Source organism: Pseudomonas alliivorans, assembly GCF_017826695.1.
Taxonomy (GTDB): Bacteria; Pseudomonadota; Gammaproteobacteria; order Pseudomonadales; family Pseudomonadaceae; genus Aquipseudomonas; species Aquipseudomonas alliivorans.
In genome coordinates this window covers 752271-771702 of the sequence record NZ_JAFFZW010000002.1, presented here as the reverse complement: position 1 = coordinate 771702, position 19432 = coordinate 752271, and the positions used below count along the sequence as shown (strand labels likewise).

General features: G+C 59.4%; 20 protein-coding genes and 1 pseudogene. 11 read left to right on the top strand and 10 right to left on the bottom strand.

Annotation, left to right across the window (positions count from 1 at the left end; translation table 11 throughout):
* The first annotated feature begins 215 nt into the window (after nt 1-215).
* The 9 genes from JTJ32_RS08030 (at nt 216) to JTJ32_RS07990 (ending at nt 7613) form a co-directional block, all read left to right on the top strand.
* Entirely contained in the window at nt 216-599 is a 384-nt protein-coding gene (locus tag JTJ32_RS08030) for a DUF4279 domain-containing protein (RefSeq protein ID WP_210041693.1), read from the top strand.
* A 194-nt stretch (nt 600-793) separates the two neighbouring features.
* Complete coding sequence (locus tag JTJ32_RS08025) at nt 794-1720, top strand: LysR substrate-binding domain-containing protein (protein WP_099227847.1); 927 nt, start codon at nt 794-796, stop codon at nt 1718-1720.
* Between the two features lie 135 nt (nt 1721-1855).
* Entirely contained in the window at nt 1856-2482 is a 627-nt protein-coding gene (locus tag JTJ32_RS08020) for an antibiotic biosynthesis monooxygenase (RefSeq protein WP_099227846.1), read from the top strand.
* A gap of 145 nt (nt 2483-2627) precedes the next feature.
* Nucleotides 2628-4466 carry an amidohydrolase gene (locus JTJ32_RS08015; RefSeq protein WP_099228036.1) on the top strand — a complete coding sequence of 613 codons (1839 nt, stop codon included), beginning with the start codon at nt 2628-2630 and terminating at the stop codon, nt 4464-4466.
* Between the two features lie 69 nt (nt 4467-4535).
* Complete coding sequence (gene ycaC, locus JTJ32_RS08010; RefSeq protein WP_004885305.1) at nt 4536-5165, top strand: isochorismate family cysteine hydrolase YcaC; 630 nt, start codon at nt 4536-4538, stop codon at nt 5163-5165.
* A gap of 520 nt (nt 5166-5685) precedes the next feature.
* A complete protein-coding gene (locus tag JTJ32_RS08005; RefSeq protein ID WP_099227844.1) occupies nt 5686-6003 on the top strand; it encodes a hypothetical protein in 318 nt (105 codons plus the stop codon).
* A gap of 230 nt (nt 6004-6233) precedes the next feature.
* The gene (locus tag JTJ32_RS08000) at nt 6234-6605 is read left to right on the top strand and encodes a hypothetical protein (RefSeq protein ID WP_184323442.1); all 372 of its coding nucleotides are present in this window, start codon (nt 6234-6236) and stop codon (nt 6603-6605) included.
* Nucleotides 6535-7056: a chalcone isomerase family protein gene (locus tag JTJ32_RS07995; protein WP_099227843.1), complete on the top strand. Its 522-nt coding sequence runs from the start codon at nt 6535-6537 to the stop codon at nt 7054-7056. The genes JTJ32_RS08000 and JTJ32_RS07995 overlap by 71 nt, the downstream gene beginning before the upstream one ends.
* Nucleotides 7057-7073: 17 nt before the next feature.
* A complete protein-coding gene (locus JTJ32_RS07990) occupies nt 7074-7613 on the top strand; it encodes a DUF3833 domain-containing protein (protein ID WP_099227842.1) in 540 nt (179 codons plus the stop codon).
* A gap of 13 nt (nt 7614-7626) precedes the next feature.
* Here JTJ32_RS07990 and moaA read toward each other — a convergent pair whose 3' ends face one another.
* The 9 genes from moaA to JTJ32_RS07945 form a co-directional block, all read right to left on the bottom strand.
* Nucleotides 7627-8625, bottom strand: a complete 999-nt coding sequence (gene moaA, locus JTJ32_RS07985; protein ID WP_210041692.1) for a GTP 3',8-cyclase MoaA — start codon at nt 8623-8625, stop codon at nt 7627-7629.
* Nucleotides 8626-8859: 234 nt separating this feature from the next.
* Complete coding sequence (locus JTJ32_RS07980; RefSeq protein WP_184323445.1) at nt 8860-10212, bottom strand: cation:proton antiporter; 1353 nt, start codon at nt 10210-10212, stop codon at nt 8860-8862.
* 386 nt (nt 10213-10598) lie between these two features.
* Complete coding sequence (locus tag JTJ32_RS07975; protein ID WP_210041691.1) at nt 10599-11651, bottom strand: ABC transporter substrate-binding protein; 1053 nt, start codon at nt 11649-11651, stop codon at nt 10599-10601.
* Nucleotides 11648-12865: an NAD(P)/FAD-dependent oxidoreductase gene (locus JTJ32_RS07970; protein WP_210041689.1), complete on the bottom strand. Its 1218-nt coding sequence runs from the start codon at nt 12863-12865 to the stop codon at nt 11648-11650. Before JTJ32_RS07970 ends, JTJ32_RS07975 begins: the two co-directional genes overlap by 4 nt.
* Nucleotides 12862-14223, bottom strand: coding sequence for an FAD/NAD(P)-dependent oxidoreductase (locus JTJ32_RS07965; protein WP_210041687.1), 1362 nt, complete (start codon nt 14221-14223; stop codon nt 12862-12864). The genes JTJ32_RS07970 and JTJ32_RS07965 overlap by 4 nt, the downstream gene beginning before the upstream one ends.
* Complete coding sequence (locus tag JTJ32_RS07960) at nt 14220-14528, bottom strand: (2Fe-2S)-binding protein (RefSeq protein ID WP_210041685.1); 309 nt, start codon at nt 14526-14528, stop codon at nt 14220-14222. Before JTJ32_RS07960 ends, JTJ32_RS07965 begins: the two co-directional genes overlap by 4 nt.
* A gap of 21 nt (nt 14529-14549) precedes the next feature.
* On the bottom strand, nt 14550-15344 hold the full coding sequence (locus tag JTJ32_RS07955; protein WP_099227836.1) for an ABC transporter permease: 795 nt from the start codon (nt 15342-15344) through the stop codon (nt 14550-14552).
* A gap of 3 nt (nt 15345-15347) precedes the next feature.
* On the bottom strand, nt 15348-16220 hold the full coding sequence (locus JTJ32_RS07950) for an ABC transporter permease (RefSeq protein ID WP_184323450.1): 873 nt from the start codon (nt 16218-16220) through the stop codon (nt 15348-15350).
* Complete coding sequence (locus JTJ32_RS07945; protein ID WP_210041683.1) at nt 16217-17245, bottom strand: ABC transporter ATP-binding protein; 1029 nt, start codon at nt 17243-17245, stop codon at nt 16217-16219. Before JTJ32_RS07945 ends, JTJ32_RS07950 begins: the two co-directional genes overlap by 4 nt.
* Before the next feature lie 228 nt (nt 17246-17473).
* Here JTJ32_RS07945 and JTJ32_RS07940 point away from each other — a divergent pair, with 228 nt between their 5' ends.
* Nucleotides 17474-18325: an IclR family transcriptional regulator gene (locus tag JTJ32_RS07940; protein WP_210041682.1), complete on the top strand. Its 852-nt coding sequence runs from the start codon at nt 17474-17476 to the stop codon at nt 18323-18325.
* Nucleotides 18307-18414, top strand: a pseudogene (locus JTJ32_RS26370) (methyl-accepting chemotaxis protein); the annotation flags it as partial. The gene JTJ32_RS07940 and the pseudogene JTJ32_RS26370, both read left to right, overlap by 19 nt.
* Nucleotides 18415-18429: 15 nt before the next feature.
* Here the strand turns inward: JTJ32_RS26370 and JTJ32_RS07930 are convergent.
* Nucleotides 18430-19392, bottom strand: coding sequence for a class I SAM-dependent methyltransferase (locus tag JTJ32_RS07930; RefSeq protein ID WP_184323453.1), 963 nt, complete (start codon nt 19390-19392; stop codon nt 18430-18432).
* Nucleotides 19393-19432: the final 40 nt, after the last annotated feature.

Here is a 19432-nt window from a genome sequence, read left to right as displayed (position 1 = left end):
AAATTGAAGATTGTAAATGCCTTGAGTTGAATTTTCAGATGTGTTTGTTTCTTTTTTTTAGATTTGGTTTCTGGTGTTCTCGAGGGCGTCATTGCCTGGGGCTATAGTTGATAGTCTTTGATTGCATGGTTTTTCAACCTCGTGTTGAGGTGGCTGCAAGAAAGCTGATTCTAAGTGCCATGAAGCATAAGCATTAATACTGTTCGGAGGTTTATATGGAAAGCCTTGCTCGGTTGATGATTACGAGTGATCACATGACCTCAAGTCAAATCACCGATTTTATTGGGTTTGCGGGAGACAATATATGGAATGCTGGCGACAGCAAAGCTGACGCTAAGGTTGTCGAGTCCGATAGCGGCTTGGTTTTTGAGTCAAGACTGGCGAGATCTCTGGATCTAAGTTTCCATATTGGAAGCATTATGAGCAGGTTAAAAGGGGCGGAGCGTGAACTCTTGAGTTTCTCTGCGCTCTCCGGCTGTGAAATTCAGCTCTCATGTGTCGTTTATTCTGATAGTGCGCCACCCTTGAATTTTGAAAAGGCAGTCATGCGCTGGGTCGGCGATATAGGCGCATCATTGGATATAGATATTTATCTATAATTTTTTGGCTGGACATGGCCGCAGAATGTCGGTCAGGTCGAACATGCTTTCAAGAGGCGACTCGATCACCGCCTATTGAACGCTAACCTCTGCCACTCAGCACACCCATACAATCCTCCCGCCCCACATTCGTGCCTACTGACGTCAAAGCCTCGCCTCGCAGGCACCTGATCATCAGTCACGGAACCTCTCTCATGAATCGCAACGACCTGCGCCGCGTCGACCTTAACCTTCTGGTGATTTTCGAAGCGTTGATGTTCGAGCGCAATCTCACACGGGTGGCGGAGAAGCTCTTCATCGGCCAGCCGGCGGTCAGTGCCGCGCTTGGGCGTCTTCGCGATCTGTTCGACGATCAATTGCTGCTGCGCAACGGGCGGGCGATGGAGCCGACTGTGCGGGCGCTGGACATTCTCAAGGAGATACGCCCGGCGCTGGACACCATTTCCGGGGCGGTGAGTCGGGCCAAGGAGTTCGACCCTTCGACCAGCAGTGATGTGTTTCGCATCGGTTTGTCCGATGACGCAGAGTTTGGCTTGCTGCCGCCGCTGCTCTCGCGTCTGCGGGAAGAGGCGCCGGGCATCATTGTGGTGATTCGTCGGGCCAACTACCTGTTGCTGCCTGCGCTGCTAGCCTCTGGAGAGATTTCGGTCGGGGTCAGTTACACCGTCGATCTGCCGGCCAATGCCAAGCGCAAGAAGCTGCGGGACATCGGTTGTAAGGTGATCCGGGGCGACTCGCGACCAGAGCCGTTGACGCTGGACGAGTACTGCGAACGGCAGCACGCCATGGTGTCGTTCTCCGGGGATCTGAGCGGCAATATCGATCTGGACCTCGCTCGCGTCGGTCGGGCCCGCAAAGTGGTGTTGGCGGTGCCCCAGTTCAACGGTCTGCGGGCACTGCTGGCCGGTACCGAGTTGATCGCCACGGTGCCGGACTATGCCGCGTGTGCCTTGATTGAAGGCTGTCAACTGCGCGCTGAAGAGCCGCCGTTTCCGATCGTGCCCGCCGAGCTGTCGATGGTCTGGAGCGGGGTGCACGACAACGACCCGGCCGAGCGCTGGTTGCGTGGTCGTATTGCCGAGTACATGTCGGGTCCACTGGATATCAAAGCGCCAGTGTAAACCGGGCAAAAAACAAGACAGCACATACGTTCAATTTCTGACGCTGGTTTGACGGCAGTATCGTCGACATCCTGAGCCGTACAGATTCGACTGGCCAGGATCCGAATTCAATTTCTGTTTCTGGAGCCTCTGGCCATGTCCGAACCCATCCGTCTTGATACCGAAGCTCGTGTCGTCGGCAGTGCGGTCTTCAATGAAGTCGTCACCCTGGTGATCAAGCACCGGGTCAAGACCGGGCAGGAGAGTGCCTACGAGAGCTGGCTGCGTCGGATCGTGACCATTGCCAGCGGCAAGCCCGGTCACTTGGGCGTCGATGTGATCCGCGCGAAGGAAGGCGGACTGCAGATGTTCACCAGCGTGCTGCGCTTTCATTCGACTCAGGCCATGCAGGACTGGCTGGACTCCGATGAACGGAAAAAGCTGGTGCAGGAAGCCGAGCCGATGCTCGCCGACGGCGATCAGACGCTGGTCAATCCGCACAACGAATTCTGGTTCACCCCGACCACCGAAGAGGGCAGTCCGCCGCCGCGCTGGAAGCAGGCGTGCGTGTCTTTCATGGTCATTCTGCCGCTGACGCTGTTCGTGCCGCTGTTCTGGGGGCCGATTTTTGCCCGCTTGCCGTGGCTGTCCAGCTACTTCGTCAGCACTGCGCTGGTGACCATCACCATCGTGCTGCTGGTGGTGTACCTAATGATGCCTGCCGCGACTCGCCTGATGGCGCCGTGGCTCAACGCGTCCGCGAAAAAAACACAAGGAAAGTGATCCGATGACAGATGACAAAACCGATCTGCAGCGGCGTCGCTTCATTGCCAAAGGCTCGTTGTTGAGCGCGGCTGCGGCAATTCTTCCTTCTCTGTCTTTCTCCGGCCTTGCCGGTGCCTCTCAATCTTCCGCCAAAGGTGTAGCGATGAATGTCGAACTGATTCTGTTCAATGGTCAATTTCATACGGTTGACCGCGAAAAGCCTAAAGCCAGTGCTGTAGCGATCAGCGATGGCCGGTTTGTTGCGGTGGGCAGTGATGCTGAAGTCATGGCCATGCGCGGCAGTGCGACACAGGTGATCGACCTCAAGCAGCGCACGGTGATCCCGGGCCTCAACGACTCTCACCTGCACCTGATTCGTGGCGGTCTGAACTACAACCTTGAGCTGCGCTGGGAGGGCGTGCCATCTGTGGTCGACGCGCTGCGCATGCTCAAGGATCAGGCTGACCGCACGCCGACGCCGCAATGGGTGCGTGTGGTGGGGGGCTGGAACGAATTTCAGTTCGCCGAAAAACGCATGCCGACGCTTGAAGAATTGAACCAGGCCGCGCCCGATACGCCGGTGTTCGTCCTGCACTTGTATGACCGCGCCTTGCTCAACCGTGCCGCGTTGCGCGTTGCAGGCTACACCCGCGACACGCCGAACCCGCCGGGCGGCGAGATCGTTCGTGACTCGCAGGGCAACCCGACCGGCATGCTGGTCGCCAAGCCCAACGCGATGATTCTGTATTCGACGTTGGCCAAGGGGCCAAAGCTGCCGCTTGAGTACCAGGTCAACTCGACGCGGCAGTTCATGCGCGAACTCAACCGTCTGGGCCTGACCAGCGCCATCGACGCCGGTGGCGGCTTTCAGAATTATCCCGATGATTACGCGGTGATCGAACAGCTTGCGCGGGAAAAACAGCTGACCGTGCGTATCGCTTACAACTTGTTCACGCAGAAGCCCAAGGAAGAGTTGGCCGACTTCAAGAACTGGACCAGCAGCGTGAAGCTGCATCAGGGCGATGACTTCCTGCGGCATAACGGGGCAGGGGAGATGCTCACCTTCTCGGCCGCTGACTTTGAAGACTTTCTCGAACCTCGCCCGGACCTGCCGCCTGGTATGGAAGGCGATCTGGAGCCTGTCGTACGGCACCTGGTCGAGCATCGCTGGCCGTTCCGCCTGCATGCCACCTACGACGAGTCCATCAGCCGCATGCTGGACGTGTTCGAGAAGGTCAACCGCGACATCCCGTTCAATGGCCTGCCGTGGTTCTTCGATCACTGCGAGACCATCACCCCGAAAAACATCGAGCGGGTTCGTGCGCTGGGCGGCGGGATCGCGATTCAGGACCGCATGGCGTTCCAGGGTGAGTATTTCGTAGAGCGCTATGGTGCCAAGGCTGCGCAGATGACGCCGCCGATCAAGCGCATGTTGTCCGAAGGCGTGCCGGTTGGCGCAGGTACAGACGCCACGCGTGTGTCCAGCTACAACCCATGGACCTCGCTGTACTGGATGGTCAGCGGTCGCACGGTCGGCGGTCTGGAACTCTACCCCGAGGGATTGCCGCGCGAGACTGCGCTGGAACTGTTCACTCACGGCAGCGCCTGGTTCTCTTCGGAACAAGGCAAGAAAGGCCAGATCAAGGTTGGGCAACTGGCCGACGTCGTCGCGCTTTCGGCGGACTACTTCAGCGTCGAGCCTGAAGCGATCAAGTGGATCGAGTCGGTACTGACCGTGGTTGACGGCAAGGTCGTTTACGGCAGCGGCGATTTCGAAACCCTCGCGCCGCCGACCCTGCCGGTGCTGCCGGACTGGTCTCCGGTGGCCAAGGTTCCGGGCCACTGGCGTCCGACTTCGCCGATGGTCGCTCAGGTCCATCAGTGCAGCGGCCCTTGCGCCGTGCACTCCCACAGCCATGAACGCGCGCGCCTCTCCAATGCGCCGGTCAGCGACTTCCAGGGTTTCTGGGGCGCGTTCGGCTGTTCCTGCTTCGCTTTCTGATCGGATTACCCATGACGCACGGAGCCGCCGCGCCCCGTGCGATTAGCCATAACCTTGAAGGAGTCAACCATGAGCACTGCAACCCCTTACAACCGTTTGAACAAAGACGACGCCGCGGTTTTGCTGGTCGATCATCAAACCGGTCTGATCTCGCTGGTGCAGGATTTCTCGCCCAACGAATTCAAGAACAACGTACTGGCACTGGGCGATCTGGCCAAGTTCTTCGGCCTGCCGACCATTCTGACCACCAGCTTTGAATCCGGCCCGAACGGTCCGCTGGTGCCTGAGCTGAAGGAAATGTTCCCGGACGCGCCTTACATCCCACGTCCCGGCCAGATCAACGCCTGGGATAACGATGATTTCGTCGCAGCGGTCAAGGCGACCGGTCGCAAGCAGTTGATCATTGCCGGTGTCGTGACTGACGTCTGCGTGGCGTTTCCTACCCTGTGCGCGCTGGCTGAAGGTTTCGAAGTGTTCGTGGTGACTGATGCTTCCGGCACTTTCAACGAAACCGTCCAGAAAGCGGCCTGGGCACGCATGAGCGCGGCCGGTGCACAACTGGTCAACTGGTTCTCGGTAGCCTGCGAGCTGCAGATCGACTGGCGCAACGACATGGAAGGCCTGGCCAACCTGCTGTCCCAGCGTATCCCGAACTACCGCAACCTGATGAACAGCTACAGCGCTTTTACCGCCAAATAACCTGCGGTTCCAGGCGGCACAGTGACTATACGGTCACTGTGCCGTTTTTTTTTGCCTTGTCGGACAATTATGTAGTGCCTGAAAATAATCACTACATATTTGTTGACGCCCCCCGTTTCCTTTTGCATTATGCAGCTGTCTCCCTGATCGGGAGCGCCGCAAAGATGTATTGAACAGGCTCGGCAAGCCGTCGAGATGTTCCCGGATGTAGGCTGCCCACAAGGCAGATTGATGAAGCTGAACCGGCATGATCGTCCTGATGAGCAGGCGAGAGGCTGGCGAAACGTCCTCATGAAGCTTGTGGTTGATCATTGAATGATCATCAGGCCTTTGGGTTTCGCGACTTCTTCTCTCTTCGATGACGCTGCCATGTAGCGGCTTTGCATCAAGGCTACCTGCAATTCCTTGAGGGCTGGATCTGTATTCGACGAACACTCCATCGTGTTTCGTGCATGAATCGTCTGGCACATGAACTTGATGTATCAACCATTGAACTGCTTACGAGCGAAGGAGCATCAACATGAACATGAACAATCAACCGAACATCGATGAACTGGCTCGTCTGTTTGCCGCCCGCAAGGATACTCTGGATAACCACATTGCCTGGATTTCCGATTCCGGTGAAGTTCATGTCGACCCCATGACGCCGCACACTCAGGAAGATGAGTTCCGTGACGCTCACCCAGAGCTGCGCGCCGCGCTGGGCATGTTCCGTCGGGGTTTGGGCTACGTCGGCAAGAAGGCGGCCGCCGACCGTTCCTACATGGAAAGCACGCTGCAGGCGCTCAGAAGCGAGTGGCAGAACAGCCGTCGTCATGCGCACAGTCGAGTGGCGTGACAGGGCTGACTTGAATCCCAAAGTTGTATTAACACGCACTTCCAACTAAAGAACCGGTCCGCTTCCTTGTCAGGCAAGGTGGCGGACTTGTTCTTGGTTACCTGATAGTAACCACGCATTGAAGCTGAGCACTCCGTTCAACTCTGTGTACGCTTTCTGTGCGTTGTACGTTCAATGTCTGTCCAATATTTTTTGCGTGACGGCTGTTGATGCTCGGGTCAGGTGGGAGGTTGCGTTACCTGTTTCAGCCTCTGTCGCGTGTACCGGTCCAGACACATCGCAGACGTGAAGTCCTGCCAATTTCCGACGTTTTCCCTGATCCCTTTGTATCAACACCGATAACTGACTGTTTCAACGGTGAAAAAAAATCTTGTCTAATTGTTGTACAAAGTGATTTTACTGGTATAGATTTTTACTCACGGGTCGGCGTGTTTGGCGCTGTTTTTGCCGGTTTCGGTATAGACCACACCGCCGACCCTGCTGATTTTCATCCGTTGGCATCCCTGCCAGCGGTCCTGACCGAGGCTGACAATGCTTGCGCCGAGATGGTTGTTGATCGTGGTGCTGCTGCTCAGCGGCGCTGCTCAGGCCAGTTGGCGTGATGCGCTGCCCAATGCTCAGGTCGTCGGTTCCGGCGAGCTCACCCTGTTCGGTTTCCGGATCTACACTGCCAGACTGCTGAGTCCCGCCACTCCGTTCACAGTCAATTCGCCCATGGCGCTGGAACTGACCTACCACCGTGACATCGACCGACAGGATCTGGTGGACGCCAGTATTGATGAAATCAAGCGCATATCCGGCGCCTCTGTCACCGCCGAGCAATTGAGTGCCTGGCGGCAGCAGATGAGTCAGGCGTTTGTCGACGTGCAGCCAGGTATGAAAATCGTCGGTGTCTATCTGCCCGGGCGCGAAGCGCGATTCTACGTGGGCGAAAAGCTTCAGCATGTCGTTCAGGACAGTGCGTTCGCCAAAGCTTTCTTCGACATCTGGCTCGACCCAAAGACCCGCAATCCTGATCTCAGGGAACGCTTGCTGGGCAAAGCGCAATCTTGAAAATTCATGGAGGGCTCATGCTCAAGAAGTGGTTGTTGTTGCTGTGCCTGGGCTCGGTTCTCGCAGGCTGTGGTGGCGTTCCGGTAACCCGTTACAGCGAGGAAACGCCGAAGCTCGACCTTCGTGAGTACTTCACCGGTCGCGTCGAAGCCTGGGGCATGTTTCAGAAACGCTCAGGCGAAGTAACCAAGCGTTTCCACGTGATCATCAATGGTCACAGCGAAGGTGAAGTGCTGGTGATGCATGAGGCCTTCAGCTACAGCGACGGCACCAGGCAGGTGCGGGAATGGCGCCTGCGTCCAGACGGACCGGGGCGCTGGACCGGTACAGCGGGTGATGTGGTCGGGGTGGCCAGTGGCGAGGTGTCGGGCAACAGTTTTCACTGGCGCTACGTGCTGAGGCTGCCGGTAGACGACACCGAGTATGACGTCAGCCTGGACGACTGGATGTACCTGATCGACAAGCAGACCATGGCCAACCGTTCGTCCATGACCAAACTGGGTGTCGAAGTCGGTCAGATCACCCTGTTTTTCCGCAAGCAGGACATGCCGAAATAACCGTGAACCGGCGTTAGCCGCCGGTCATGTTCATGAAGCGCACCACCTGCACGCCATCATCATGGGTGAAGTTGTGGCTCCACGGCTTGATCTGCATGGCATCAATGATCGCCTTTTCCAGCTTGTGCGGCTGACCCGGGTTGGCTCTTAATACGGATTTCAGGTCAACCGAGTGCTCGTTGCCCAGGCACAGCAACAAACGACCTTCCACCGTCAGGCGAACCCGATTGCAGGTACCACAGAAATTGTGGCTGTGCGGCGAGATGAAACCGATACGAATACCCGGGGCGTCGGCCAGTCGCCAGTAGCGCGAAGGGCCTTGCGTCGAATCCGTGGACGGCACCAGTGTGTAGCGTTCGGCAATACGCTCACGGACCTGATCGCTGGAGCAGAAGGATTCAGCGCGGCTGTGTTCGCTGATGATGCCCAGCGGCATTTCTTCGATAAACGACACATCCAGATTGCGATCGATGGCGAAGGCCAGCAGATCGTTGACCTCATGATCGTTGCGACCCTGCATCACCACGCAGTTGAGCTTGGTGTGGGTGAAGCCTGCGGCATTGGCCGCGTCGATGCCGGCGATGACCTTGTTCAGGTCGCCGGTGCGGGTCAGTTCACGAAAACGGGCCGGGTCCAGGCTGTCGAGGCTGATGTTCAGGCGCGTGACGCCCGCGTCGAACAGTAGCTTGGCCAGTTTGTCGAGTTGCGAACCATTGGTGGTCATGCACAGTTCGCGCAGGCCGGGCAGGGCGGCGATGCGCTCGCACAGGCCCACCACACCGGCGCGCACCAGTGGCTCGCCACCGGTCAGACGAATCTTGCGGGTGCCCAGCGCGACGAAACGCTCGGCAACCTGAAGGATTTCTTCCAGCGAAAGAATCTGTTGCCGAGGCAGAAACGTCATCTCTTCGGCCATGCAGTACACGCAGCGGAAATCGCACCGGTCGGTCACCGACATGCGCAGATAATCGACTTTGCGGGCAAAGCGGTCCATCAGGACGGGTTCTGACATTTAACCTTCTTACTTGGTCGATCAATGAAGTGGTTGCCCGGTTTGGACGCTACTGCACTAAAGGAGTTTGATTTTTCGGGCGTGCTGTTCAGACCCATAGTAGCTACAGGTGCCGGTTATTGCACTGCCATTGAACTGGCTTCATGCCAGCAACGCTACCGAGTCGAAATGCCGCAGTCCAATCGCTTGTTCCAATGGCCTGATCGACTTGATCTATTGCGTCCCTCGTGCCCTTTATTCCGGGGCAATGCCGGCCTTGGAACTGCGCTCGTAGCGCTCCAGCAGCGGCTGGATGCTGATGCCGTGTATCAGGATACTCAGCGCCACGACTGACAGCGTCATACCGATAACCAGGTGGCCTGCATCTTCAGCCAGGCCGTGGGACAGGGCAAAGCACAGGTAATACAGGCTGCCGATGCCGCGAATGCCGAACCAGCCGACCAGCGCTTTCTGTCTTTTATTGAGCAGGCGCTTGCTGATCAACAGCCATACGCTCACTGGCCGGATGATGCAAAACAGCGCCATTCCCAGGCCAATGGCGCGCCAGTCCCAGTAAATGGCCAGCGCTGCGCCCAGCAGGGTGATGAGCAGCACTTCCATCGCCCGCTCGACCAGGCTGCCGAACGCCAGCATGTCGCCCATCATGACGCCTGCGGCAAGCTGCGAATCGCTCAGGTCTTCGACTTCGGCGACCGTACCTTTCTCGATCGCACCGGTCATGTGGCCCAGTACAGGTTGGGCAATGTGTTCGGAAGGCACGTCCGAGCGGGTGATGCGTGCTTCGGCCTGACGCAAGCCAACCCCGGCCGCGAACACCGACAGAAAACCAAAGGCATCCACGCTTTGCGCGACCACGTAGGACAGCGCAATCAGGGCCAGCGCCAGATAGTCATTCGGAGACGAGGTGCTGTCAGAATTTCTGATGCGCAGGAAAATCATCAAATGCCCGACGCCGCGGCCCATGCCATAGCCGATCAGCAATCCTGCAGGCACTGCCCAGATCAGATGCTTGAAGAACCACAGCTGTACCCAGTCTGTCGTGCTCTCGCCAGAACTCAGGTACAGCAGTGCGAAGATCACGAACGGAAACGCTGTGCCGTCGTTCAAACCTGCCTCGCCGGACAGCCCGAAGCGCAGGCGGTCCTGATCCTGAGCATTGTTGACCTGCACCATCCCGGCCAGCACCGGGTCGGTCGGCGATAGCATCGCGCCGAGTAACAACGCGATCCCCCACGTCAGGCCGAACAGGTAATGCGCGGCGATGGACACCCCGGCAATGGACGCCAGCATCACGGGGCCCGCTAGCCAATAAGCCGAGTGCCAGGCTTTGCCGCGCAACGGCAGCCGCAACTTGATGCCGGTGCTGAACAGCGAAAACAATACGGCCGCTTCGGTGAGGCGCTCCAGCCATTCGTAGGACTCCTTGAAGTCCAGGTCCAGAACGCCAAGCCCCATGGGGCCAATGCCGAAGCCAAACGCCAGGCACACCGCCGAAGTGGTGACCGGCATCCAGCGCAGGTAGGAAGACGTCAACGCCAATAGCATCAACAGCGCGCCGAGCACGCTCATGCAGACAATGAAACTCATAGTGGGAGGGTCGCCGTGAAAGCGCCTTGAAAAGAGGGCGTAATCCTGTGACTGCCGACAGGGGAAATAAGTTGAAATAATTTGTTCACTCATTGATGAGCGTTCTGTTCGCTGATCGTTCTCGCGTTGCGCGCACATCGTTATGCACAACTCTTGCTGCAACCAACGAACTGCGGGAGGCGGCTTGCCGGCGATGTTTCTGAAGCGAAACATCAGCGATTGAACTGACGCCATCGTCGGCGAGCCGCCTCTCACGAGCTACGTATTCAGTCAGACACTCTCGTTTTGGCCCGTTTCACGCGTCTTTCGGGTTTGTATACCGCTGAGCGTCGAGCGATAAGCACGATCAGTGTCGAGGCAGGCTCATCATCCTGCGTCAGTCGAGACTACCGCTCGATGCTACGACTCCACCGCGCATTCCACTCTGGTCGAATCTGGTTCACCTGGTCCCAATCGATGGTCACGGCGGTCTCCAGATACTTGTTCATCGCCTCGACCTGAGTACGGGTCTTGTCGGTGGTCGGGGTTTTCGGGTTGGACGGGATCTGATCCCCGAACTCCAGCGCCGGAGCCTGCGCTTCTGGCGTGAGCAGATAAGCGGCGAGTTTCTGAGCCAGTTCCGGCTGGGTGTTGTTGGCGATGGCGCACTCAGCCACGTTCAATACCACCCCACCTTCCTTCGGCGCTGCGTACTCAACCGCAACCCCTTTGAGCTTCAACGCGGTGACCTGGGTCGGCGTCAGCGGGAACAGCGTAGCTTCGTCGGTCTGCACCATCTCGGAAATCTTTGCCGAGCTCGCGATGTATTCCAGCACGTTCGGCCCAACGGTTTTCGGCCATGCCTTGAAGCCCGGCTCGACATCCTTCTCGCTGCCGCCCTGGATGCGGTTGAACATCAGGAAACCGTGCAGGCCGAAGGTCGAGGACGCCAGCGACTGAAACACCACCTTGTCCTTGAAGCGCTTGTCCGCCAGGTCCATCCACGAGGTCGGCGCGGCCCAGCCTTGCTCCTTGAACATGCGCGTGTTGTACGCCAGGCCCGTCACGCCGAGGCTGACTGCTGCGGCCTGCTCCTTGATTTTTGCCTTGGCCGGCAAGTCGCTGAGCGCAGCGCTGGGTTGCAGCGTGTCGCACAGGCCCATGGAAATAGCGCGGTACATGATGCCGTCGTCAAGAAAGATAACGTGCATCTGCGGGTTGTCCTTGCTCGCCTGAACCTTGGCCAGAATATCCGCCGAGGTGCCCGGCACGATCACCACTTTTACATTGTTGGCTTTCTCGAAGGCAGGCAGCACCTGATCGGCGTATAGACGTTCCATCGTGCCGCCATTCATGCCCAGGTAAAGCGTGGTTTCGGCGCTGGCGGGCATGGACGTGAGCAAGGCCGCCAAGGGCAGGCAGGACAGACCGGTGAGAGCGACACGTTTGGCGATGTTCATAAAGGCGACCTTCCTCTGTGCAATGGGATGACGTTCGAAACGGGTTCAGGAGCAGAGCGGGGTGAGACGATGAGCGTCGAGTCGGCAACGGATAGAGACTGTTCGGCCCGGAACCGACCGATTGAAAAGGCATCGAGCGATATCGAAGAGTGACCGGCGCAGACCCACTCAGCCAGTGCTTCGCCCGCCGCAGGCCCGATCTGGAAACCCGCGCCGGCAAAGCCGAAACCGTGCAGCAGGCCCGTTTGAGTCAGACTGGGGCCAAGTACCGGTTCACGATCCGGTAGATAGCCTTCGGTGCCGCTCCATGTGCGTATGGCCTGAGCGCCCTTGAGCGGGGGATACAGTTCGACGGCGTTGCGCAGGATGTCCAGCACGGCAGCCTGACCCGGACGCGCACGCGCAGGATCCAGCGCAAAACCCTGACCGCCGCCCAGCACGCAATTGCCTCGCGCCACTTGACGCGCATAGATACCGCCGCCTTCGACGCCGGTGCTGACGTCCATGAACATAGGGAGCGGCTCGGTGACCAGCATGGCCGGGTGCCCTGAATGCATCGGGACCGGTTCGTCGAATTGCGCAGCAAGCTGACCGGCCCAGGCGCCCGCGCAATTGAGCAGCCAGGGTGCGCGCAGTTTCAGGCCGTTTGCGGTGTCGACGACGAACGCCTGCCCGTCGTGACTGACGTGCGTCACCTGTGCCTGCTCGAAGACCTGAGCACCGGCCAGACGTGCGGCGCGGGCAAAGGCGGGCGAGACCAGTCGTGGGTTGGCGTGTCCGTCATCGGCGCACAACGAAGCGCCGACCGCGACATCGCCCGCCCAGGGGAAACGTGCCCGAAGCTGGGTGCGATCCAGCAATTGCAAGTCCAGCCCGAAACCCTGACTGGCCTGGGCATAGGCTCGCAGCGCATCCATATCCTGTTCGGAGCGGGCCAGCTTGAGATGTCCGGAACGCTGATATTCGCCATCGATGCCGATCAGATTGCGCAGATTTCCCCAGATCTGATGGGCGCGTTGCGACAGCGGGAGCTGTGACAGCGGGCGGCCCTGACGACGAACGCCACCGTAGTTCACACCGCTGGAGTGCGAGCCGCAAAAGTCACGCTCCAACAGCGCGACGCGTTTGCCTTTCAGTGCCAACGCCAGCGCCGCCGAAGCACCGACAATGCCGCCGCCGATGATCAGCGCATCGGTTTCCATCCACGTGCTCATGTCTGCGTCTCCAGACCAAACGGAATCGGTTTGATCGGCGACTGCCCGCGCAGACGACCGACTTCCTGCACCGTACGCCCGCTTTCACACGCGACCAGTTCTGCTGCCGCCAGACCGCACATGCGGCCCTGACAGCGCCCCATGCCGACCCGGCACATGGCTTTGACCCTGTTCATCTCCCAATGGCCTTCCTGCACGGTGCGACGAATATCGCCTGCGCTGACTTCCTCGCAGCGGCAGATCAGCGTTTCATCGGGGACGTTGGCCGCCCAGCCATCCGGAAACGGGAAGGCAGTTTCCAGCCCATGGCGAAAACGCGTGATGCGCTTGAGCTGTAATTTCAACCGGTCGATGCGTCGCTCATCCACTTCGCGACCACTGTCCTGCAGCAGGCTCAACGCGGCCAGTTCTCCGGCCATTTCGGCGGCATCTGCGCCCATGATTCCGGCTCCGTCGCCCGCCAGATAAACGTGCGCCACGCTGCTGCGCCCGGCCTCGTCGCGAACCGGCAGCCAGGCGCGGTTGAGGGGGCTCCAGTCGAACGTGCAGCCCAGCAGGTCGGCGAGCTGTGTTTCGCTGCGCAAGGCGTGGGCGAACGCGACGGCGTCGCACTCCAGGTGTCTGGTCTGACCGTTGCGCTCCCAGCTCACACCGCCAACCCGCAGCTCTCCTTCGACACGCTCAAGGTGCGCGCCTTGATGCACCGCAATGCCATGCGCCGTCAGCCAGGCGCGGTAATACAATCCCTTGGCGAGGGTTGGGGGCTGACCTAGCAGCGCGGGAAGCGCGCGGCACTGTGCGGAAAACGGCGCGCTGTCGAGCACCGCCAGCACCCTGGCACCTGCTTTGGCGTATTGATAGGCGACCAGGTACAGCAACGGTCCGCTGCCGCAGAACACCACCCGTTCACCGATGGCGCAGCCCTGATATTTCAGGGCAATCTGCGCCGCACCCAGGCTGTAAACGCCCGGCAGGGTCCAGCCAGGTACCGGCAGCACACGGTCGGTCGCGCCCGTGGCCACGATCAGGTGGGAGTAATCGACATGACCATAATGCGTGTCCTGAAGAACATCGAGCCGGCCCTGCTCAGCGCTCCAGACCAGCGTTCGGGGCCGATAATCGATGCTGTCCGCCAACGCATCCAGCGTCTGATGCACGGCGACAGCCTTGTGCGCTTCAAAGCCGTAAAGTGCTTCTGGCGAACGTTTGAAGTTTTCGGGCTGGCGGCGGTAGATCTGACCGCCACCGCGCAGACCCTCGTCGATCAGGCAAGCCTTCATGCCATGGGCCTGAAGCGTTTGCGCCGCTCGGATGCCCGCAGGACCGGCCCCGATAATCACAACCTTTTCAGTGCTCACGAGTGTGGCTCCCCGGAAAGACAACGCCCCGGCTCACGACTGACCGTCTGGCCGGCCTCGAGCAGTGTCGAACAGGCGCGTACCCGCTGACCGTCACCCAGGCGCACCCAACAATCCTGGCAGGCACCCATCATGCAGAAGCCTGCGCGGGGTTCGGCGCTGAAGTCGCTGCTGCGCACGTGGTCACTGACCGTGAGCACCGCTGTCAGGAGCGTGTCGCCCAGCAGGCCGCTGGCCGGTTGTCCGTCGAGCGTGAAAGGCAGGGTCGGGCGGTCGTGCTCGGCCAATCGTTTAAGCAGTGCCATCGTTATGCTCCAGGCCCGGAATCAATGTTTGCCAACCAGCACGCGGTCCAGTCCATATACCCGGTCGAGCAGGATCATGGTGGCGGCCGTGAGGGCGATGACCAGTGCAGACACGGCGGCCATCATCGGGTCGATGGATTCGGTGGCGTATACGTACATGCGCACCGGCAGGGTCTGTGTCGCAGGCGAAGTGACGAAGATCGACAACGTCACCTCGTCGAAACTGTTGATGAACGCCAGCAGCCAGCCGCCCGCAACGCCGGGCAGAATCATCGGCAGGGTGATCTGGCGAAACAGCGTGAAGCGACTGGCACCCAGCGATTCGGCAGCGTGTTCGGCGCTGCGATCAATGCCGATGGCAGCGGCCAGTACCAGGCGCAGCACGTAAGGCGTGATGACCAGCACATGCGCGAAGATCAGCCAGGTGAAGCTGCCGTTGACGCCCATCAAGGCAAACAGGCGCAGCATTGCCACACCCAGCACCAGGTGCGGAATGATGATGGGCGACAGAAACAGGGCGTTGAAAAAATTGCGTCCCGGGAAGCTGTGCCGAGTGATCGCCAGTGCGGCGGGCACTGCAATCAGAGTGGCCAGCGTCGCTGAAACGAACGCCAGAATCAGGCTGTTGTAGAACGAGTCAATGAAGTCGGCCCGTTCGAATACCGCCTTGAACCAGCGCAGCGAGAAATCGGTGGTCGGCAGGCTCAGGGTGTTTTCCGGCGTGAACGCCACCAGGCAGACGACCACCAGTGGCGCCATCATGAACACCACGACCAACGCATGAAACGACAGGGCCAGAGGACCGTTCTTGGACATGGATCATTCCCCCAGGGATTTCTTGTAGCGGCCTTCGATCATGCGGTTCCACGACAGCATCACCAGCAGGTTCACCAGCAACAGCGCAACGGCCAGCGTCGCACCCATCGGCCAGTTCAACTCGGACAGGTATTGGTCGTAGACCACCGTGGCGACCATTTTCAGGCGGCGTCCGCCGAGCAGTCCGGGAATGGCGAAGGAGCTCGCAGCCAGACCGAAGACGATCAGCGAACCTGACAGTACGCCGGGCATCACCTGCGGCAGCACGATCAGGCGCATCACTTTCGCCTGACTGGCACCCAGCGACAGCGCCGCCTGTTCTGCGGTGGGGTCAAGCTTCTGCAGCGAGGTCCAGACCGGAATGATCATGAACGGCAGCATCACATGCACCAGCGCAATGATTACCGCGAACGGCGTATACAGAAGCTTGACCGGACGTCCGCCCATGGCCTGGATGCCCTGATTGATCAGACCGTCCGCGCCCAGCAGCAGGCTCCAGCCAAACGCCCGTACCACGACCGAAATCAGCAGCGGCGTGAGAATCAGGATCAGGAAGAGCGAACGCCAGGGTGTCCCCATGCGGCTCAGGATGTAGGCCTCGGGCACACCGATCACTACGCAGAGCAGGGTGACCAGTGCGCTGATCCAGAAGGTGCGCAAAAAGATTTCGTAGAAATAACTGTCGGTGAGCACTGCGCCATAGTTATCCAGCGTGTAGCTGTCGCTTTTCACGCCCACCTGATAATCGAACACGTTGAACGACAGCAGGAGCGTCAGGCCCAGTGGCAACACCAGCAGGCCGATATACAAGGCCAGCGCCGGGGCGGACAGCCAGTAGCCTCGCCGCCCCTGATGCATTTGAGTCAGCAGGCTCATGCGCGCACCTCGTCGGCGTCCAGTACGCGTAACAGATCCGACGACCAGTCCAGGCCAACCGCGGCGCCTTGTTCAAGCGGTGGCTGCCCGTCATTGCGGCGCACCACGGTCAATTCGCCGACGCCGGTCTGAATGCTGTACAGCCATTGGCTGCCGAGGAAATAACGGGTGACGATACGCCCCGAGAGACGACCACAGCCGGGCGCGACCAGATCGATCTTTTCCGGCCGCAGGCTGAGGGTCAACGCACCGTCGCCCGGCAACTGACGTATCTGCGGTACGCCACTGCCGTCCAGATCACCCTGCAACATATTGGCCTTACCGACGAAGCCGGAGATAAAGCGGGTGCGTGGATGCTCGTAGAGTTTGTAGGGTTCATCGATCTGAGTGATACGTCCGGCTTGCATGACGACAACCCGGTCGCTGATCGACAGCGCTTCTGCCTGATCATGGGTGACCATCAGTGTGGTAATGCCCACTTCGTTCTGGATGCGGCGAATCTCGAACTGCATCTCTTCGCGCAGATTGGCGTCAAGGTTGGACAACGGCTCGTCGAGCAGCAGCACCGGTGGCTCGATCACCAAGGCACGCGCCAAGGCCACGCGCTGACGCTGACCGCCTGATAATTCTCGTGGATAGCGTTCTGCATGCTGATCCAGGCGCACCAGTTTCAGTACCTTGCTGACCCGGCTCTGGATCTCTGAAGGTGCCACTTTGCGCATACGCAGGCCGAACGCCACGTTGTTGGCGACTGTCATGTGCGGGAAGAGCGCGTAACTCTGAAACACCACGCCCAGGCCGCGGCTGCTCGGTTTGGCGTGAGTGATGTCCCGCCCATCAAGCACGATGCGTCCGTCACTGACGTCGACGAAGCCGGCGATCATCTGCAAGGTGGTGGTTTTGCCGCAACCGGACGGGCCCAGCAGTGAAACGAACTCACCCTTGTCCACGTTCAGGTCAGTGGCAACCACGGCATCAATCGAACCGTAGCGTTTGGAAAGACCTTCGAGCTGCAGAAATGCCATGCCTGCTTCCACCTTATAGACGTACGCGCCGGGGCACGCTTTTGTTATGGGCAGATGCGAAGTGAGCCTGTGCAGCATTGGACGTTGGTGCTCGATCTGAGTCGGCTACCGGTGATTGTTCAAATCGCCCCTGTGGACTGAGAGTAGGACGAAGGCTAGGATGCGCTCAATGATGAATTTCACTGAACAACATCTTTTTTCAAATTTATTCATCAGGTGGAAACTTATATGAGTAATCAAAACAGTAATTCCACTGATCGGAATAACAAGTCTGGGGATGTTGGCGTTGGCGCAGTCTCACGCCTGTTTGCAGTGCTGCGATGCCTGGGTGAGTGCGATGAAGGCGGCGAACGCGTGACACAACTGGCGCAGCGCGTCGGTCTGTCCCAGCCCACGACTCATCGGTTGCTGCGCAGCCTGATGGAAGAGGGCATGGTCGAACAGGACCTGCTCAGCAAGCGCTATCGACTGAGCATCGAGTTCTTCGCGCTGGCGGCCAAGGCAGGCAACACCGGTAACCTGCGGGATCTGGTCAGGCCCAGCCTGCTGCGTTTGTCCGCCTCGCTCGGAGACTCTCTGTTTCTATTGGCGCGTAGCGGCTTCGACGCCATCTGTCTGGATCGCAGCGAAGGCCCCTATCCGATTCGCACGTTCACCGGCGATATCGGCGGGCGCGTAGCCTTGGGTGTAGGGCAGGGCAGTCTGGCCATTCTGGCGTTCCTGCCTGAAGACGAGCGCGAAACGGTGATCGCCTACAACCTGCCCAGACTCAAGGATTTTCATCTGTACGACGAAGTCTTCCTGCGCTCCGAAGTCGAGAACGTCAGACGCCTGGGTTATGCCGCACGCAACACCGGCGCACTGCCGGGAATGGCCGGGCTGGCGGTACCCATTCTTGACCGTAACGGCCGTGCAGTCGCGGCGCTCAGTGTCGCGACTATCTCTGACCGTCTGGGGCCGGATCGGCTGACGACGGTGGTCGAGTTGCTCAAGCGCGAAGCCACGGCGGTCAGCGCGCGGATCAATCCATTCGATCCTTCATTGAGGCGCCCGAGTCAGGTCTTCGGTCAGGCCGAGTAGCAGGCAGTATCCCGAAAGTGATTCGCGGCATTGCCGGGCAGACCAATCTGCTGGCCTTGGACGCAGCTATGGAGGCCGCAAGGGCGGGGTGCGTTGAAAATCGCTCAGGCCCAGCCTGTCCGGCTCAATCCTTCAGCCTTGAACACCAGCGCCTTCAAGCCGCCGTCCACGCGTGAATCGGGAAACTCCGGTGGGTTTTCCAGGCGCTGCTGGTAGCGCAGGCAGGGTGCTTCGATGGCCGTGTGCTCAATCAAAAACTCAGGCCCTACCGCCGGATCGTTCATGCAGGCCAGCACCAGACCGTCCTCTTCGAGCAACTCCGGCAGACGCCGAAGGACGCGCTGGTAATCCTTGTCGAGCATGAAACTGCCTTTCTGGAAGGAGGGCGGGTCGATGATGATCAGATCATAAGGGCCTGAGCGAGTGACCTTGGCCCAGGACTTGAACAGATCGTGACCCAGAAAGGTGACGCGGCTGAGGTCATGTTCGTTCAGGCGGTGGTTCTCGCGACCCCGATTGAGCGCTGCGCGTGCCATATCCAGATTCACGACATGGTCGGCACCACCGGCAATTGCCGCGACCGAAAAGCCGCAGGTATAAGCGAACAGATTGAGAATGCGCTTACCCCGAGCCTGGGCTTGCACCCATTCCCGGCCATAGCGCATGTCCAGAAACAGTCCGCTGTTCTGCTTCTTGCCGAAATCGACCTTGTAGCGCAGACCGTTTTCAGTGATGACCCACTCATCCACTTCTTCACCCGTCAGCCATTGGGTGGTGCTTTGCGGCAGGTAGCGATGTTGCAGCAGCAAGGTATGAGCCTGACTCTGTTGCCATTGCGGCGTTTCGATCAGCGCCAGCAGCAGACGATTCAGTGAGGCCAGCTCGGACTCCTGCGGCTCTTTGAACAGTGACACCAGCACCACGCCCTGCATCCAGTCGACAGTGATGTGCTCCAGTCCGGGCCAGATACGCCCGCGGCCATGGAACAACCGGCGTGTTTCAGTCGGGACGTGGCTCAGTGCGTTGAGCAGGTGCTGTTGCAGGATGGCGAGCGCTTCGGGATTCATGGGGCGGGGTCGGTCGGAAAAAAGGCGCGTATGGTAAACC

Excerpts from the sequence above, each read along its gene's own strand:
- JTJ32_RS08005 (WP_099227844.1), top strand. The coding sequence starts at position 5,686 with ATGAACATGAACAATCAACCGAACATCGATGAACTGGCTCGTCTGTTT.
- JTJ32_RS07980 (WP_184323445.1), bottom strand. The coding sequence starts at position 10,212 with ATGAGTTTCATTGTCTGCATGAGCGTGCTCGGCGCGCTGTTGATGCTA.
- ycaC (WP_004885305.1), top strand. The coding sequence starts at position 4,536 with ATGAGCACTGCAACCCCTTACAACCGTTTGAACAAAGACGACGCCGCG.
- JTJ32_RS07990 (WP_099227842.1), top strand. The coding sequence starts at position 7,074 with ATGCTCAAGAAGTGGTTGTTGTTGCTGTGCCTGGGCTCGGTTCTCGCA.
- JTJ32_RS07945 (WP_210041683.1), bottom strand. The coding sequence starts at position 17,245 with ATGGCATTTCTGCAGCTCGAAGGTCTTTCCAAACGCTACGGTTCGATT.
- JTJ32_RS07930 (WP_184323453.1), bottom strand. The coding sequence starts at position 19,392 with ATGAATCCCGAAGCGCTCGCCATCCTGCAACAGCACCTGCTCAACGCA.
- JTJ32_RS07940 (WP_210041682.1), top strand. The coding sequence starts at position 17,474 with ATGAGTAATCAAAACAGTAATTCCACTGATCGGAATAACAAGTCTGGG.
- JTJ32_RS07970 (WP_210041689.1), bottom strand. The coding sequence starts at position 12,865 with ATGAGCACGTGGATGGAAACCGATGCGCTGATCATCGGCGGCGGCATT.
- JTJ32_RS07955 (WP_099227836.1), bottom strand. The coding sequence starts at position 15,344 with ATGTCCAAGAACGGTCCTCTGGCCCTGTCGTTTCATGCGTTGGTCGTG.
- JTJ32_RS07995 (WP_099227843.1), top strand. The coding sequence starts at position 6,535 with ATGCTTGCGCCGAGATGGTTGTTGATCGTGGTGCTGCTGCTCAGCGGC.
- JTJ32_RS08030 (WP_210041693.1), top strand. The coding sequence starts at position 216 with ATGGAAAGCCTTGCTCGGTTGATGATTACGAGTGATCACATGACCTCA.
- moaA (WP_210041692.1), bottom strand. The coding sequence starts at position 8,625 with ATGTCAGAACCCGTCCTGATGGACCGCTTTGCCCGCAAAGTCGATTAT.
- JTJ32_RS08020 (WP_099227846.1), top strand. The coding sequence starts at position 1,856 with ATGTCCGAACCCATCCGTCTTGATACCGAAGCTCGTGTCGTCGGCAGT.
- JTJ32_RS08015 (WP_099228036.1), top strand. The coding sequence starts at position 2,628 with ATGAATGTCGAACTGATTCTGTTCAATGGTCAATTTCATACGGTTGAC.
- JTJ32_RS08025 (WP_099227847.1), top strand. The coding sequence starts at position 794 with ATGAATCGCAACGACCTGCGCCGCGTCGACCTTAACCTTCTGGTGATT.
- JTJ32_RS07960 (WP_210041685.1), bottom strand. The coding sequence starts at position 14,528 with ATGGCACTGCTTAAACGATTGGCCGAGCACGACCGCCCGACCCTGCCT.
- JTJ32_RS07950 (WP_184323450.1), bottom strand. The coding sequence starts at position 16,220 with ATGAGCCTGCTGACTCAAATGCATCAGGGGCGGCGAGGCTACTGGCTG.
- JTJ32_RS07975 (WP_210041691.1), bottom strand. The coding sequence starts at position 11,651 with ATGAACATCGCCAAACGTGTCGCTCTCACCGGTCTGTCCTGCCTGCCC.